This window comes from Rhodanobacter sp. OK091 (assembly GCF_900142825.1).
Taxonomy (GTDB): domain Bacteria; phylum Pseudomonadota; class Gammaproteobacteria; order Xanthomonadales; family Rhodanobacteraceae; genus Rhodanobacter.
In genome coordinates, this window is sequence record NZ_FRCH01000004.1 from 22,220 (window position 1) to 35,922 (window position 13,703).

At 65.7% G+C, this 13,703-nt stretch carries 14 protein-coding genes; 13 read left to right on the top strand and 1 reads right to left on the bottom strand.

Features of this window, described 5'->3' with window-relative positions:
• Positions 1 to 43 precede the first annotated feature (43 nt).
• From atpA to glmU, 6 genes are all read left to right on the top strand, one after another.
• A complete protein-coding gene (gene atpA, locus BUA26_RS16675; RefSeq protein WP_072762025.1) occupies positions 44 to 1,594 on the top strand; it encodes a F0F1 ATP synthase subunit alpha in 1,551 nt (516 codons plus the stop codon).
• A 119-nt stretch (positions 1,595 to 1,713) separates the two neighbouring features.
• Positions 1,714 to 2,631 carry a F0F1 ATP synthase subunit gamma gene (gene atpG, locus BUA26_RS16680; protein WP_072762026.1) on the top strand — a complete coding sequence of 306 codons (918 nt, stop codon included), beginning with the start codon at positions 1,714 to 1,716 and terminating at the stop codon, positions 2,629 to 2,631.
• Positions 2,632 to 2,705: 74 nt separating this feature from the next.
• A complete protein-coding gene (atpD, locus tag BUA26_RS16685) occupies positions 2,706 to 4,118 on the top strand; it encodes a F0F1 ATP synthase subunit beta (RefSeq protein ID WP_072762027.1) in 1,413 nt (470 codons plus the stop codon).
• Positions 4,119 to 4,173: 55 nt separating this feature from the next.
• Positions 4,174 to 4,599: a F0F1 ATP synthase subunit epsilon gene (locus BUA26_RS16690; RefSeq protein ID WP_072762028.1), complete on the top strand. Its 426-nt coding sequence runs from the start codon at positions 4,174 to 4,176 to the stop codon at positions 4,597 to 4,599.
• Between the two features lie 155 nt (positions 4,600 to 4,754).
• A complete protein-coding gene (locus BUA26_RS16695; protein ID WP_072762238.1) occupies positions 4,755 to 5,303 on the top strand; it encodes a hypothetical protein in 549 nt (182 codons plus the stop codon).
• A 130-nt stretch (positions 5,304 to 5,433) separates the two neighbouring features.
• A complete protein-coding gene (glmU, locus tag BUA26_RS16700) occupies positions 5,434 to 6,804 on the top strand; it encodes a bifunctional UDP-N-acetylglucosamine diphosphorylase/glucosamine-1-phosphate N-acetyltransferase GlmU (RefSeq protein ID WP_072762029.1) in 1,371 nt (456 codons plus the stop codon).
• An 83-nt stretch (positions 6,805 to 6,887) separates the two neighbouring features.
• On the opposite strand, the gene BUA26_RS16705 is transcribed toward glmU, so the two are convergent.
• On the bottom strand, positions 6,888 to 7,880 hold the full coding sequence (locus BUA26_RS16705) for a chorismate transformation FkbO/Hyg5 family protein (protein WP_072762030.1): 993 nt from the start codon (positions 7,878 to 7,880) through the stop codon (positions 6,888 to 6,890).
• A 93-nt stretch (positions 7,881 to 7,973) separates the two neighbouring features.
• Between BUA26_RS16705 and BUA26_RS16710 the strand changes: the two genes are divergently transcribed.
• The 7 genes from BUA26_RS16710 (at position 7,974) to BUA26_RS16740 (ending at position 13,690) form a co-directional block, all read left to right on the top strand.
• Positions 7,974 to 8,243 (top strand): phosphopantetheine-binding protein, encoded by a 270-nt coding sequence (locus BUA26_RS16710; protein WP_072762031.1) that lies wholly within the window; start codon positions 7,974 to 7,976, stop codon positions 8,241 to 8,243.
• 96 nt (positions 8,244 to 8,339) lie between these two features.
• Positions 8,340 to 9,059 (top strand): COG4648 family protein, encoded by a 720-nt coding sequence (locus BUA26_RS16715; protein WP_072762239.1) that lies wholly within the window; start codon positions 8,340 to 8,342, stop codon positions 9,057 to 9,059.
• Entirely contained in the window at positions 9,056 to 9,364 is a 309-nt protein-coding gene (locus tag BUA26_RS16720; RefSeq protein WP_072762032.1) for an ApeI family dehydratase, read from the top strand. Before BUA26_RS16715 ends, BUA26_RS16720 begins: the two co-directional genes overlap by 4 nt.
• A complete protein-coding gene (locus BUA26_RS16725; protein WP_072762033.1) occupies positions 9,361 to 10,320 on the top strand; it encodes an LpxL/LpxP family acyltransferase in 960 nt (319 codons plus the stop codon). The genes BUA26_RS16720 and BUA26_RS16725 overlap by 4 nt, the downstream gene beginning before the upstream one ends.
• Entirely contained in the window at positions 10,244 to 10,921 is a 678-nt protein-coding gene (locus BUA26_RS16730) for a LolA-related protein (RefSeq protein ID WP_072762034.1), read from the top strand. The genes BUA26_RS16725 and BUA26_RS16730 overlap by 77 nt, the downstream gene beginning before the upstream one ends.
• A 2-nt stretch (positions 10,922 to 10,923) precedes the next feature.
• Entirely contained in the window at positions 10,924 to 13,272 is a 2,349-nt protein-coding gene (locus tag BUA26_RS16735) for an MMPL family transporter (protein WP_178368618.1), read from the top strand.
• Entirely contained in the window at positions 13,256 to 13,690 is a 435-nt protein-coding gene (locus BUA26_RS16740) for a hotdog family protein (protein ID WP_072762036.1), read from the top strand. Before BUA26_RS16735 ends, BUA26_RS16740 begins: the two co-directional genes overlap by 17 nt.
• Positions 13,691 to 13,703 lie beyond the last annotated feature (13 nt).

A 13,703-nucleotide genomic window follows, 5' to 3' on the forward strand; every position in this document is an offset into this window, starting at 1 on the left:
TTAAAGAAAAGCGACTCGTATTTAAATTTTCGGGATAACGACCATGTCCAGCACCACTTTGAATCCGTCCGAGATCAGCGAACTGATCAAGAACCGCATCGAGCAGTTCAAGCTCGGCGCGGAAGCACGCAATGAAGGCACGATCATCAGCGTGTCCGACGGCATCGTGCGCATCCACGGCCTGGCCGACGTGATGCAAGGTGAAATGATCGAGCTGCCGGGGAATTCCTTTGCCCTCGCCTTGAACCTCGAGCGCGACTCGGTCGGCGCGGTGGTGCTCGGTGAATACCAGCACCTGCGCGAAGGCGACACCGCCAAGACCACCGGCCGCATCCTCGAAGTGCCGGTCGGTCCGGAACTGCTCGGCCGCGTCGTCGACGCGCTGGGCAATCCGATCGACGGCAAGGGTCCGCTGGGCGCCAAGCTCAACGCGGCGATCGAGAAGGTCGCGCCGGGCGTGATCTGGCGCAAGTCGGTCGACCAGCCGCTGCAGACCGGCTACAAGTCGGTCGATGCGATGATCCCGGTCGGCCGCGGCCAGCGCGAGCTGATCATCGGCGACCGCCAGACCGGCAAGACCGCGCTGGCGATCGACGCGATCATCGCGCAGAAGGATTCCGGCATTAAGTGCATCTACGTCGCGATCGGCCAGAAGCGTTCGTCGATCGCCAACGTGGTGCGCAAGCTCGACGCCAACGGCGCGCTGGCCAACACCATCATCGTGGTCGCTTCGGCGTCCGAGTCGGCCGCGCTGCAGTACGTCGCGCCGTACTCCGGTTGCGCGATGGGCGAGTACTTCCGCGATCGCGGCGAAGACGCGCTGATCGTGTACGACGATCTGTCCAAGCAGGCCGTGGCCTACCGCCAGATCTCGCTGCTGCTGAAGCGTCCGCCGGGTCGCGAAGCGTATCCGGGCGACGTGTTCTATCTCCACTCGCGTCTGCTCGAGCGCGCTTCGCGTGTTTCCGAGGAATACGTCGAGAAGTTCACCAACGGTGCGGTGAAGGGCAAGACCGGTTCGCTGACCGCGCTGCCGATCATCGAGACCCAGGGCGGCGACGTTTCGGCGTTCGTGCCGACCAACGTGATCTCGATCACCGACGGCCAGATCTTCCTGGAAACCGACCTGTTCAACGCCGGTATTCGTCCGGCCGTGAACGCCGGTATCTCGGTGTCCCGCGTCGGTGGTGCCGCGCAGACCAAGATCGTCAAGAAGCTGTCCGGCGGCGTGAAGCTGGCGCTGGCGCAGTTCCGCGAGCTGGCTGCGTTCGCGCAGTTCGCTTCGGATCTGGACCCGGCCACTCGTGCCCAGCTCGACCGTGGTCAGCGCGTCACCGAGCTGATGAAGCAGGCACAGTACTCGCCGCTGTCGATCGCCGAACTGGCGCTGTCGGTGTACGCCGCCGAGAAGGGCTACCTCGACGACTTGCCGGTGAACAAGGTGTTGCCGTTCGAGAAAGGCCTGCATGCGTTCATGCACCAGAACCACGCCGAGCTGATGGCCAAGATCGTGGCCACCGGTGACTGGAACAACGACATCGAAGCCACCTTCAAGGCCTCGCTGGACGAGTACAAGAAAACCGGTAGCTGGTAAGAGAAACCGGGAATCGGGAGTAGGGAATAGAGAATCGCAAGAGCCAAGGGCCGCGCCGCTATCGGCAATTCCCGACTCCCGATTCTCGATTCCCCGAGCAAGCATAGCGAGCGAGACAAATGGCCAGCGGACGCGAAATCAAAACCAAGATCAAGAGCACGCAGAACATGCGCAAGGTCACGCGCGCGCTCGAAATGGTCTCTGCCGCCAAGATCCGCCGCGCGCAGGACATGATGAAGGCTTCGCGTCCGTATGCCCGCTCGATGCGCAAGGTGATCGCGCATGTGGCTCAGGCCAGCACCGATTTCAGCCATCCGTTCCTGACCGAGCGCGACAACGTGGCGCGGGTCGGCTACATCGTGGTGTCGACGGATCGCGGCCTGTGCGGCGGCCTCAACTCCAACCTGTTCCGCCGTCTGTTGCCGGCGATCGCCGAGTGGCAGAAGCAGGGCGTGCAGGTCGACGTGGTGGCGATCGGCCAGAAGGCGATTTCGTTCTTCCGCCGGCTCAAGGACATCAACCTGATCGGCAGTGTCAGCCATCTCGGCGAGAGGCCGAAGCTCGAACAGCTGATCGGCGTGATCAAGGTGATGATGGACGCCTATACGTCCAACGGACTGGGTCGCGTGTTCCTTGCCTACAACGACTTCGTCAACACCATGACGCAGAAGCCGACCATCGACGCGCTGCTGCCGCTGCCGCTGGTGGCGTCGGAAATGGAAGCGCATCAGGCGGCCGGCGAGTCGGCTTATGCCGGTGTCAAGCTGGAAGCGAGCCACGACTGGGACTACATCTACGAGCCGGATGCGCAGACCGTGCTGGAGCACGTGCTGGGTCGCTACATCGAGTCGGTGGTGTATCAGGCGGCGCTGGAGAATCTGGCCAGCGAGCACGCCGCGCGGATGGTGGCGATGAAGAGCGCGTCGGACAACGCGAACAAGGTGATCGGTGAGCTGACGCTGATCTACAACAAGGCGCGTCAGGCTGCGATCACGCAGGAAATTTCGGAAATCGTCGGCGGCGCCGCGGCAGTATAAGCAGTACCCAAACTATTCATGGCGACGCATAGCGGCGCCGCAACAGACACTAAAAGATCCATCCGGAGCATTCCATGAGCCAGGGTAAAGTTGTTCAGATCATCGGCGCGGTCATCGACGTCGAGTTTCCGCGCGATCAGGTACCGCAGGTGTACGACGCACTGAAGATCGACGGCACCGAGATCACGCTGGAAGTGCAGCAGGTGCTGGGTGACGGCATCGTGCGCACGATCGCGCTCGGTTCCACCGACGGCCTGCGCCGCAACCTGATCGCCCGCAACACCGGCGAAGGCATCAAGGTGCCGGTCGGCAAGCAGACGCTCGGCCGCATCATGGACGTGCTCGGCAACCCGATCGACGAAGCCGGTCCGATCGGCGAGCAGGATCAGTGGGTGATCCATCGCGAGGCGCCGAGCTACGACGACCAGGCTGCCGCGAACGATCTGCTGGAAACCGGTATCAAGGTGATCGACCTGATGTGCCCGTTCGCCAAGGGCGGTAAGGTCGGCCTGTTCGGCGGCGCCGGCGTGGGCAAGACCGTCAACATGATGGAGCTGATCAACAACATCGCCAAGGCGCACGAAGGCCTGTCGGTGTTTGCCGGCGTAGGAGAGCGTACCCGCGAGGGCAACGACTTCTACCACGAGATGAAAGACTCCAACGTGCTCGACAAGGTCGCGATGGTGTACGGCCAGATGAACGAGCCGCCGGGCAACCGCCTGCGCGTGGCGCTGACCGGCCTGACCATGGCCGAGTACTTCCGCGACGAGAAGGACGCTTCCGGCAAGGGCCGTGACGTGCTGTTCTTCGTCGACAACATCTACCGCTACACGCTGGCCGGTACCGAAGTGTCCGCGCTGCTCGGCCGTATGCCGTCGGCGGTGGGTTACCAGCCGACTCTCGCCGAGGAAATGGGTGTGCTGCAGGAGCGCATCACCTCGACCAAGACCGGCTCGATCACCTCGATCCAGGCCGTCTACGTGCCCGCGGATGACCTTACCGACCCGTCGCCGGCGACCACCTTCGCGCATCTGGATGCGACCGTGGTGCTGAGCCGCAACATCGCTTCGCTGGGTATCTACCCGGCGGTGGATCCGCTGGATTCCACCAGCCGTCAGCTGGATCCGAACGTGATCGGCGTCGAGCACTACGACGTCGCCCGCCGTGTGCAGGGCACGCTGCAGCGCTACAAGGAGCTGAAGGACATCATCGCGATCCTCGGCATGGACGAGCTGTCGGAAGAAGATAAGCAGGCCGTGTCGCGCGCACGCAAGATCGAGCGTTTCTTCTCGCAGCCGTTCCACGTGGCCGAAGTGTTCACCGGCTCGCCGGGCAAGTACGTGCCGCTGAAGGAAACCATCCGTGGCTTCAAGATGATCGTCGACGGCGACGTGGACCATCTGCCGGAGCAGGCGTTCTACATGGTCGGCAGCATCGACGAGGCGGTCAAGAAGGCCGAAGACATGGGCGCCAAGAAGGCGGCCTGATGTTCAGGGCGGACCGCGGTCCGCCCATTGCTCTCCTGCATTCGGAACCTGAGTCATGACCCAAACCATTCGCGTCGATATCGTCAGTGCCGAAGCCGAGATCTATCACGGCGACGCCGTGATGGTGGTCGCCACCGGCGAGCTGGGTGAGCTGGGCATCACGCCCCGCCACGCCCCGCTGATCACCCGCCTCAAGCCGGGCCACGTCGACGTGGTGCTGGCCGGTGGCGAGCGCCAGCAATTCTGGGTTTCCGGCGGCATCCTGGAAGTGCAGCCGCAGGTGATCACCGTGCTGGCCGACACCGCCGCCCGCGCGTCCGATCTGGACGAGGCTTCCGCGCAGCGCGCGAAGAAAGAAGCCGAAGACGCGCTGGCCAACCGTACCGATGCCATGGAGATTGCCGAAGCTCAGGCCAAGCTGGTCCAGGCAATGACGCAGTTGCAGGCGCTGGAGCGCATGCGCAAGAACCTCAAGCACTGAGGTTCGCCTCGCGCGAGTCCGCTCGCCAGAGCCTGCGCATTTCATTTCTGCGCGGACTCTCCGGAAAAACATCGAACGCCGGCCTTGTGCCGGCGTTTTTGCGTGGGCACGATACCGACCAACGCGACTGATCAGGGCGCACACGGATGATCGCGATGCCGAGACAGGCACGCGGCTGGCTATGCGCATCGGCTGGATTGCTGTCGATGCTGGCCGGTTGCGTCACGACCCCGCACACCGGGTCGCCGATACCTTCCGCCACCGGCGAGGCGTCATGGCGGCCGGTATCGACACCAGGCATGGTGCGTTATCAGCTGGCGATGGGGCAGGTGTCCAGCGGCGCCACGCCGGTCCGGCGCATCACGCCGGTCTATCCCGCCGCGCAGCTCGCCGCGTGTCCGCCGGCGCAGGACGTGCCTGCGTTATTGATCGTGGACCGGGCGGGCAAGGTCACTGAAGTGCGTGTCCCCGACGAGGCGCAGGCCGACGCGAGCCGGCGCGCATTCATCGCCGCGGTCCGCGTGGCCGCCCTCCAATGGCATTTCAATCCGTTGCGGGTCAGCCGCTGGGCTGCCGATGCCGATGGCAACAGCCATGTGGTAGATGAGGAGACGAAGCCGTTCAGCCTCGGCTACGTGTTCCGCTTCGAATGCCACGCTGGCCTGCCATCTGTTTCCACGGAAACGTCCGGTACACGCTCATAGCGCGAACATATCGGTATCGAGCCTGTCGGTATCCGGAACGAGCTGACTTGCGCTGGCAGGCGTTGAAGCGCTGGCCGCGAAGACAGTTGTATCCTGCGCGTTCACTGATTGCCGATGCCGTGGTGCCCACATGGAAACTCCAGCCTTGCACGTGATCATCCTCGCTGCCGGTGAAGGCAAGCGGATGAAGTCGAACCGCGCGAAGGTGCTGATGCCGCTGGCGGGTCGACCGCTGCTGGGGCATGTGCTCGCCACGGCGCGCGCGCTGCGGCCGGCCGCGATACATATCGTCTATGGGCATCGCGGCGAACAGGTGCGGGCCGCGTTTGCCGATCAGCCTGATCTGCACTGGGTGCTGCAGACCGAGCAGCTGGGTACCGGCCACGCGGTGGAGCAGGCGCTAGGCGGCGTGCCCGCGGAGGCGCGCGTGCTGGTGCTGTACGGCGACGTGCCGCTGACCCGGGCGGCGACGCTGCAGCAACTGGTGCAGGCGGAAGGCGGTTTCAGTCTGCTCACCACCCGGCTCGTCGACCCGCACGGCTACGGCCGGGTGCTATGCGACGGCAACCGTAAGGTGCGTGGAGTGATCGAGGAAAAGGACGCCAACGCCGATCAGCGCGCCATCAACCTGGTCAACACCGGCATCCTGGTCGTCGGCGCGAAGGCGCTGCGTGGCTGGATCAAGCGGCTCGATCGCAACAACGCACAAGGCGAGTACTACCTCACCGATATTTTCGCCATGGCCGCCGCCGAGGCGCGCCACGCGCTCAGCGTCGAATGTGCCGATCCGGTGGAAGCCGCCGGTGCCAACAATCCGCTGCAGCTGACCGAGCTCGAAGCGGCTTATCGCCAACGTGCCGCCCATGCGTTGCTGGCCGACGGCGTACGGTTGGCCGATCCGTCGCGCATCGACGTGCGCGGTACGGTCGCGACGGGCCGTGACGTCGAGCTCGACATCGACGTGATCCTCGAAGGCCACGTGGTGCTCGGCGACGACGTGCGCGTCGGAGCGTTCACGCGTCTGCGAGACGTGCAGCTGGCGGCCGGTACCGTGGTGCAGCCCCACTGCGATCTGGAAGGCGTGGTCACCCACGGCCCCTGCACGATCGGCCCGTTCGCGCGGCTGCGTCCGGGCACCGAACTGGACGCCGGCGTGCACGTGGGCAACTTCGTCGAAATCAAGAAGACCCGCATCGGCGAGGGCAGCAAGGCGAACCACCTGAGCTACCTCGGCGACAGCGTGATCGGCCGCGGCGTCAATGTGGGCGCCGGCACCATCACGTGCAACTACGACGGTGTGAACAAGTTCGTGACCCGCATCGGCGACGGGGCCTTCATCGGCTCCAACAGCGCGCTGGTGGCGCCCGTCACGGTGGGAGCGCAGGCCACCATCGGTGCCGGCTCGGTGATCACGCACGATGCACCCGAAGGTGAACTGACCGTGGCGCGGGGCAGGCAGCAGACCTTCCCCGGCTGGAAACGGCCGGTGAAGCAGGAGTGAGTGGACAGAAGTGAGAAATGAGTGAGCGCGAAGGCCGGGTCGTCTTCTCTCGTTTCTCACTCCTCTCCACTCACTCCTCGCCCTCAGGCATAGCGCCAGCCGTCGATCTCAACCAGCAGCTCACTGCGACAGATGTCGCCGTGCAGCAGCAGTACCGGCACGCCGGGCAGGCGCCGCTGCAGGAAATTGCGCACGTGCCGGGCGTCGGATGGGCGCCGCACGTAGGCCTTCAGGGGCGAGTGGGTATCGAAGCCGACCGCCATGTCGGCGCTGGCCAGCAGCACTTCGAGATTGGTCAGTGTTTCGTCGAGTTGGGCGTCCAGGTCGTCGTGATGTGCGGAGGCATGGCCGACCACGGCGGCGGTACCGGAGATCGCCAAGGCATCCCGTGCCGGCAACACCATCGCGCGGGCGAAGCTCGGCGGCGTGCGGCCGTACTGGCGCGGGTAGCGCCAGGCGCTGACCTGGCGCGGGTTTTCCACCCGTGTGCCGCTCTGGTCGCAGGCCAGCAGGTAAATCTGCAAGCGGTGCGGATTGCCGTGATGGCCGATCGCGGTGGCGGCGGGGAAGCCTTCGGCGAAGAAGTCGCCCATGCCGGCGGCGCGGCCGTCGCAGAAGTGCTTGTAGCGTTCGGCGTCGCCGTCGCCGTGATTGATCGCGCCGAGATAATTCCATACGCGCAGCACATGCCGGATGTCGCGCGCGGCGACGAAACGGTGCAACTGCTCGTAGGCCCGCTGCGCGGTCACGCCGGGGCCGCCGTGTTCACGTTCATCCAGCTCGATCGCCGCAAACAGCCAGCCGCCGCCGCTGGCCCAGTGCAGCGCGCCGTCGCGGCCACAGCTCACCGGGCCGTCGACCTGCCACAGCTCCAGCGGCGCGGGAGTATCGAAACTTTCCAGCGCAACCTGCAGATAGCGCGGGTCGGCGCTCGCCGGAACGTCCGCGGCGAAGCCGAACAAGGCTAGCGTACCGGGTTCGTTCAGCGTGCCGGCGACGTCGGCGAAGCGGTAGGAAACCCGCGGCGCACGGCGCAGCAGTGGGTCAATCTGTGGGTTTTCACATCCCTGAATCATGGAGCACAGCCGGGGAACGACGAGGGCGCTATGTTACACTCCGCGCCCAGTGCCACCGGGGGGAGGCAATGCAATTGGCGTACGGAATCGAGCATGGCGGAACAGACAGCGGCACAGCACGAATTGGCCACGTTGATCGTGGCATGCCTGAACCTCGAGAGCGTGACGTCCGAACAAATCGACCCCGATGCCCCCTTGTTCGGTGGTGATTTGGGGCTGGACTCCATCGATGCGCTGGAGATCGCGTTGGCCGTCTCCAAGCGCTACGGTTTCCAGTTGCGCTCGGACAATCCGGATAACAAGCAGATCTTCACCAGCTTGCGTAGCCTGTCTGCACACGTCGAGCAGAGCCGCGTCGGCTGAGACTGGCGCTTTCACACGATGCCGCTGTCGTCACGCCGCGTTTCGTCGCCAGTGTCAGGCTTGCAGCCTCTCGACAAAGCCATCGTGGAACCCGGCATGAGGTCTGTTTCCCCTTCGCCTGAAAGCACGAAACGGCGCTATGGGCTGTTGTTGCTGCCGGCGTACCCGTTGCTGGCGCTGGCCGGCGTGGTGACGCATCGGCAGGTCTTTGCGCTATTGGCGTTGGCCGTGCTGCTGACCGTGTTGATGTTGCCGCGTCTGTGCACGCTTCGCGTGGCAGCGTGGCTGATCTGGCTGGGCGCGCTTGCCGCGCTGCTGCTGCTTTCGCTGTATGGCTTTGCCGGTTTACTGCTGGAAGCCGTGCCGGTGCTGATCAATGCGTTGCTGGCCTGCTGGTTTGGCCGCACGCTGAGCACGACCGAACCTCTGGTGGCGCGCTTCATCACGGCGCTCGAAGGCGCCGAGCGGCTGCGGCAAGCAGGCGTGGCCGAGTATGCCCGTCAGGTCACCTGGTTCTGGACGCTGCTGCTGGGTGGACAGGCGCTGCTGCTGAGCGTGCTGCTGCTATGCGCCGAACACAGTGGCTTACTGGCCCGCTTCGGCATCGCCTCGCCATGGCCGGTGCCCGAACGCTGGGCCGCGGCGTGGCTGGATCTGGGTGGTTATCTGCTGCTCGCCGCCGCATTCCTGCTCGAGTACGGTTATCGCCGCTGGCGGCTGCGGCACCTGAGCCATCCCGGCCTGCACGACATGCTGCTGAAGCTGGCCCAGCACTGGCCGCAGCTGCTGCGCGGCAAAGGAGCGGTGGCGTCATGAGCGGTCTCGGCTTCGAACAGGCGCTGTGCATCGACGCCGGGCATCCGGCCTTGCCCGGCCATTTTCCGGGGCAGCCGCTGGTGCCGGGAGTGGTCCTGCTCGAGCAATTGGCGCTGGCCCTGCGCACATGGCGCGGACAGGCGCTGACCGGCGTGCTGGAGGCGAAATTCGTGGCGGCGTTGCTGCCGGATCAGGTCGCCACCTTGCGTTTGACGGAAGCGGACGCGGAGCGTTCGCGCTTCCGTTTCGAGATTCGGCGTGACGGCACCTTGCTGGCACGCGGCGTGATCGAGGGAGCGACATGAGTACCCACGAACATTGGCAGAGTCGCCCGGAAGGCGGTGGCCGTTTCGCGTTGTGGCTGATCCGCACGATCGCATTGCGTGGCGGCCGCCGGCTGGGCCGCTTATGCCTGTATCCGATCACGCTGTACTTCTATCTGCGGCGCAAGCCGGAGCGGTTGGCGTCGAAGCAATATCTGCAGCGTGCGTTCGGCCGTCCGCCCACGCCATGGCAGGTGATGAAGCACATCCACTGCTTCGCTGCCACGACGCTGGACCGGATCTTCCTGCTGGCGCACGGCGAGAAGCCCTTCAGTATCGAGACACAAGGACTGGAACTGCTCGACCAGCGCATTGCGCAGGGTCGTGGCGTGCTGCTGTTCGGTTCGCATCAAGGCAGTTTCGAGGCCTTGCGTGCGATCGGCGGACGCCGGCCGGATCTGCCGCTGCGCGTGGTGCTGGACAAGCAGAAGACGCCGGCGATGACCGAATTGCTGGAGGCGCTGGCACCCGAAGTGGGAGCCTGCGTGATCGATGCGGCGCGGGACGGCACCTCGATCGTGCTGGCAATGGCCGAAGCCTGCCGGGAAGGGGCGGTAGTGGCCATGCTGGCCGACCGCGGTCGTGGCCATGAAGTGTTGCGGCGTACCGAATTTCTCGGCTCACCCGCGCCGTTTCCGATCAGCCCTTGGTTGCTTGCGCATTCGTTGCAGGTGCCGGTGGTACTGTGTTTTGGCCTGTATCTGGGCGGCAACCGCTACCGGCTGATCTTCGAGCCGCTGAGCGATCGGGTCGAGATTCCGCGGCACGACCGTGGCCCGGCTCTGGACGCGTTGATCGCCCGTTACGCGCAACGGTTGGAACACTACATCCATGTCGCTCCCTACAACTGGTTCAACTTCTATGATTTCTGGCAAGTCGCGCCTCCCGCTGCTGCTGAGTCTGCTGCTGCCGTTGTGGGCGAGCGCGTCGGCGTCTGAGCCGGGCACGGTCCCGGCTCCGGCTCCGGCAGCGTCATCCGCGTCGGCGTTGATTGCCGCGCTGGGCCAGCCGGCGCCGGCGCATACGGCGTTCGCCGAGGCGCGCTTCCTGCAGGTGCTGGAGCGGCCGCTGGTGGTGTCCGGCGAGTTGTCATGGCTGGGGGGCGATCAGCTGCAGCGGCGTGTCGATCATCCGCAACAGGAAACCGCCACCATCGCCCATGGCGAAGTGACCCAGCAGCGCGCCGGCAAAAGCCCGCACCATTTTTCGCTGAAGCGCGCGCCGCAGTTGCAGGTATTGCTGGACAGTTTCGTGGCATTGCTGAGCGGTGACGCCGGCCGATTGCAGCAGGCGTTCGAGATCAGGCAAGCCGGTGACGCGGCCGGCGCATGGACGCTGACCCTGGTACCGCGCGACGCGAAAGTGGTGAAGACCGTCGCCAGCATCACCATCGACGGCTACGCCAGGGAATCGCGCTGCATGCACATGCAGGAAGCCGACGGCGATCTGGCGATCGACCTGCTCGGCGCGCTGGCCACGAAGATGCCGGCGCAACCCACCCGCGAGGCGCTGCAGGCGCTGTGCCAGGGTACGCCCTGAGCATGCGCCTGGGCGCCCGCGCGACGCTGCTGATCGCCTGGCTGCTGGCACTGGCCGGGCTTGGCTGGACGGTCAGCCAGCGCCTGAAGATCAGCACCGACCTGCGCAGCTTCATGCCGGCACCGACCACGCCGGATCAACGCCTGCTGATGGAGCAGGTGGGTGAGGGGCCGGGGTCGCGATTGCTGCTGCTGTCGATTGGCCGCGGCACGGGGCCATCCGTGGCCGGTGTCGGTCCATCGGACGAACAACTGGCTGCGCTCAGTCAGGGACTCGTCGCGGCGCTGAAGAAGGACCCGCGCTACAGCCAGACACTCAACGGCAGCTTCGACCTCGGCGCGCTGGACGCCGGCCTGCTGCCGTACCGCTACCTGCTGTCGCCGACGCTGGACATGCAGCCGCTGGACGAGGCGTATCTGGCCGACCAACTGCAGCAGCGGCTGGATGATTTGTCCTCGCCTGCTGCCAGCCTGCTGAAAGGCCTGCTGCCGCGCGATCCCACGCTGGAAATGCTGAAGCTGGCCGAGTTGTGGACGCCGGCAAAGTCGCCCGAGCTGCGCGAGGGCGTATGGTTCTCGCCGCAGAACGAGGCCTTGTTGCTGGTGCAGACGGTCGCCGCCGGTTTCGATCCGGGCGCGCAGCAGCAGGCGATCGACGGCATACAGCGCGCATTCCACGCGTTGCCCGGCAGCGCCGGTGCAAAGCTCGAACTGAGCGGGCCAGGCTATTTCAGTGTGGTGGTCGGTGCGCAGACGCGGCATCAGGCCGACTGGATCGGGCGCATCTCCACGGTGGGATTCATCGCGTTGCTGCTGCTGGCGTATCGCAGCTTCAGTTCGCTGCTGCTGTCGGCGCTGCCGATCGCCAGCGCCGCCCTGGCCGGCATCGCGGCGCTGACCGTGGCGTTTTCCGAAGTGCACGGAATCACCTTGGCGTTCGGCTTCACCTTGCTCGGCGTGGCGCAGGAGTACCCGATCCGCGTGCTCAGCCATCGCCGCGCAGGCGAGGATGCAGTGCAGAGCGTACGCGCGCTGTGGCCGTTGCTGCTGACCGCTATCGCCTCGGCCTGCATCGCCTATCTGGCGTTCTATGCGTCGGGCGTGAATGGTTTGAAGCAGCTGGCGGTGTTCACCATCGTCGGCCTGCTGGTCGCCGGCTTCAGCACGCGTTATCTGCTGCCGCATCTGCTGCCGCGACGCGTCCGCGACGTGGCCGACATGCGCTGGCTGGCGAGGGCGCGCGTCTTTGTCGACCGCCTGCCGCGGCCGCGCTGGATTCCCTTGCTGGTGGCGGCGGCGATCGTGCTGATGCTGGCCGTCGCGCCGCGGCCATTCTGGCAGAACAACCTCGCCGCGTTGACGCCGTTGCCGCAAGACCTGCTGCAGCACGATGCGCGCCTGCGCGAAGCACTCGGCGCGCCGGATGTGCGCTATCTGCTGGTGCTGCAGGCGCCCACCGAAGAAGGCGTGCTGGCGTTGTCGGAAAAGCTGCAGCCGCTAGTCGATACGCTGGTGGCGAAACATGCGGTCGATGCGCTGGAGCTGCCGTCGCGTTACCTGCCGACGGTGGCGCGGCAGCGCGCGCGTCAACAGCGGCTGCCGGATCCGGCCACCTTGCAGAAGACATTGAACGAAGCCTTGCAAGGCCTGCCGTTCCGTCCCGATCTGTTCCAGCCGTTCCTCGACGATGTGCGGGCGGCGCGCGCGCTGCCGCCGCTGACGCCCGAGCGGTACGCACAGACTCCGCTGGGCCAGCGACTCGCCGCGATGCTGGTGCAGCGCGACGGGCATTGGCTCGGCCTGGGTACGGTCAGCGGCGTGCACGACGTGGCCGCGCTGCAAGCGTTGGGCGAGAACAGCAACGGCACGGTGCGCCTGCTCGACCTGAAGGCAGCTTCCGAATCGCTGGTGGCCGACTACCGCACGCGCATCCTGCAGGCGTTGCTGATCGCCGCGGTCCTATTGGTGCTCACCATCACGTTCGCGCTGCGCAGCCTGCGCCGCGCCTGGCATGTGCTGGCGCCGATGACTCTGGCGACGTTCCTGGTGCTAGCGGCGGAGCGCGTGGCCGGCGTCGAGATCTCGCTGTTCCACCTGGTTGCGCTGATCCTGGCCGGCGGACTGGGCCTGCATTACGCCTTGTTCTTCGAGCGCGACACTGGCGATCCCGCCGAGCAGCGGCGCACCTTGCACGCGACCATCGTGTGCGTGTTGTCGGCGCTGCTGGTGTTCGGCATGCTGGCCTGGGCCACGATTCCAGTGCTGCGCGCGATCGGGCTCACGGTAAGCCTCGGTGTGGCGTTCCATTTCTGTCTGTCGATCCTGATGGCCCCGCATGCTTCCGAAGACTGACTGGGCCTCACTGATTCCGCACACCGGCACGATGTGCCTGCTGGATGCCGTGCAGGCGTGGGACGCGAACACGATCCACGCGATCAGCGCAGGCCATCTGCGTATCGACCATCCGCTGCGTGGCACGCAAGGCCTGCACGCAGTGCATCTTGCCGAGTACGGCGCGCAGGCGATGGCGGTGCACGGTGCCTTGCTGGCGCGCGCGCGCGGCATCGAGGGAGTGCGCCCCGGCCGGCTGGTCAGCTTGCGCGACGTGCGGTTGTTCGAGGAATACATCGATCGGCTGGACGGCCATCTGGATGTCCATGCCGAATGCCTGTACGCCGATGACGGCGGCGCGCAGTATGCGTTCCATATCGAGCATCGCGGCCGGCTGCTTGCCAGCGGCCGTGCGGCCGTCATCCATCCCGCCACTTGAGCACCAAGCGAGT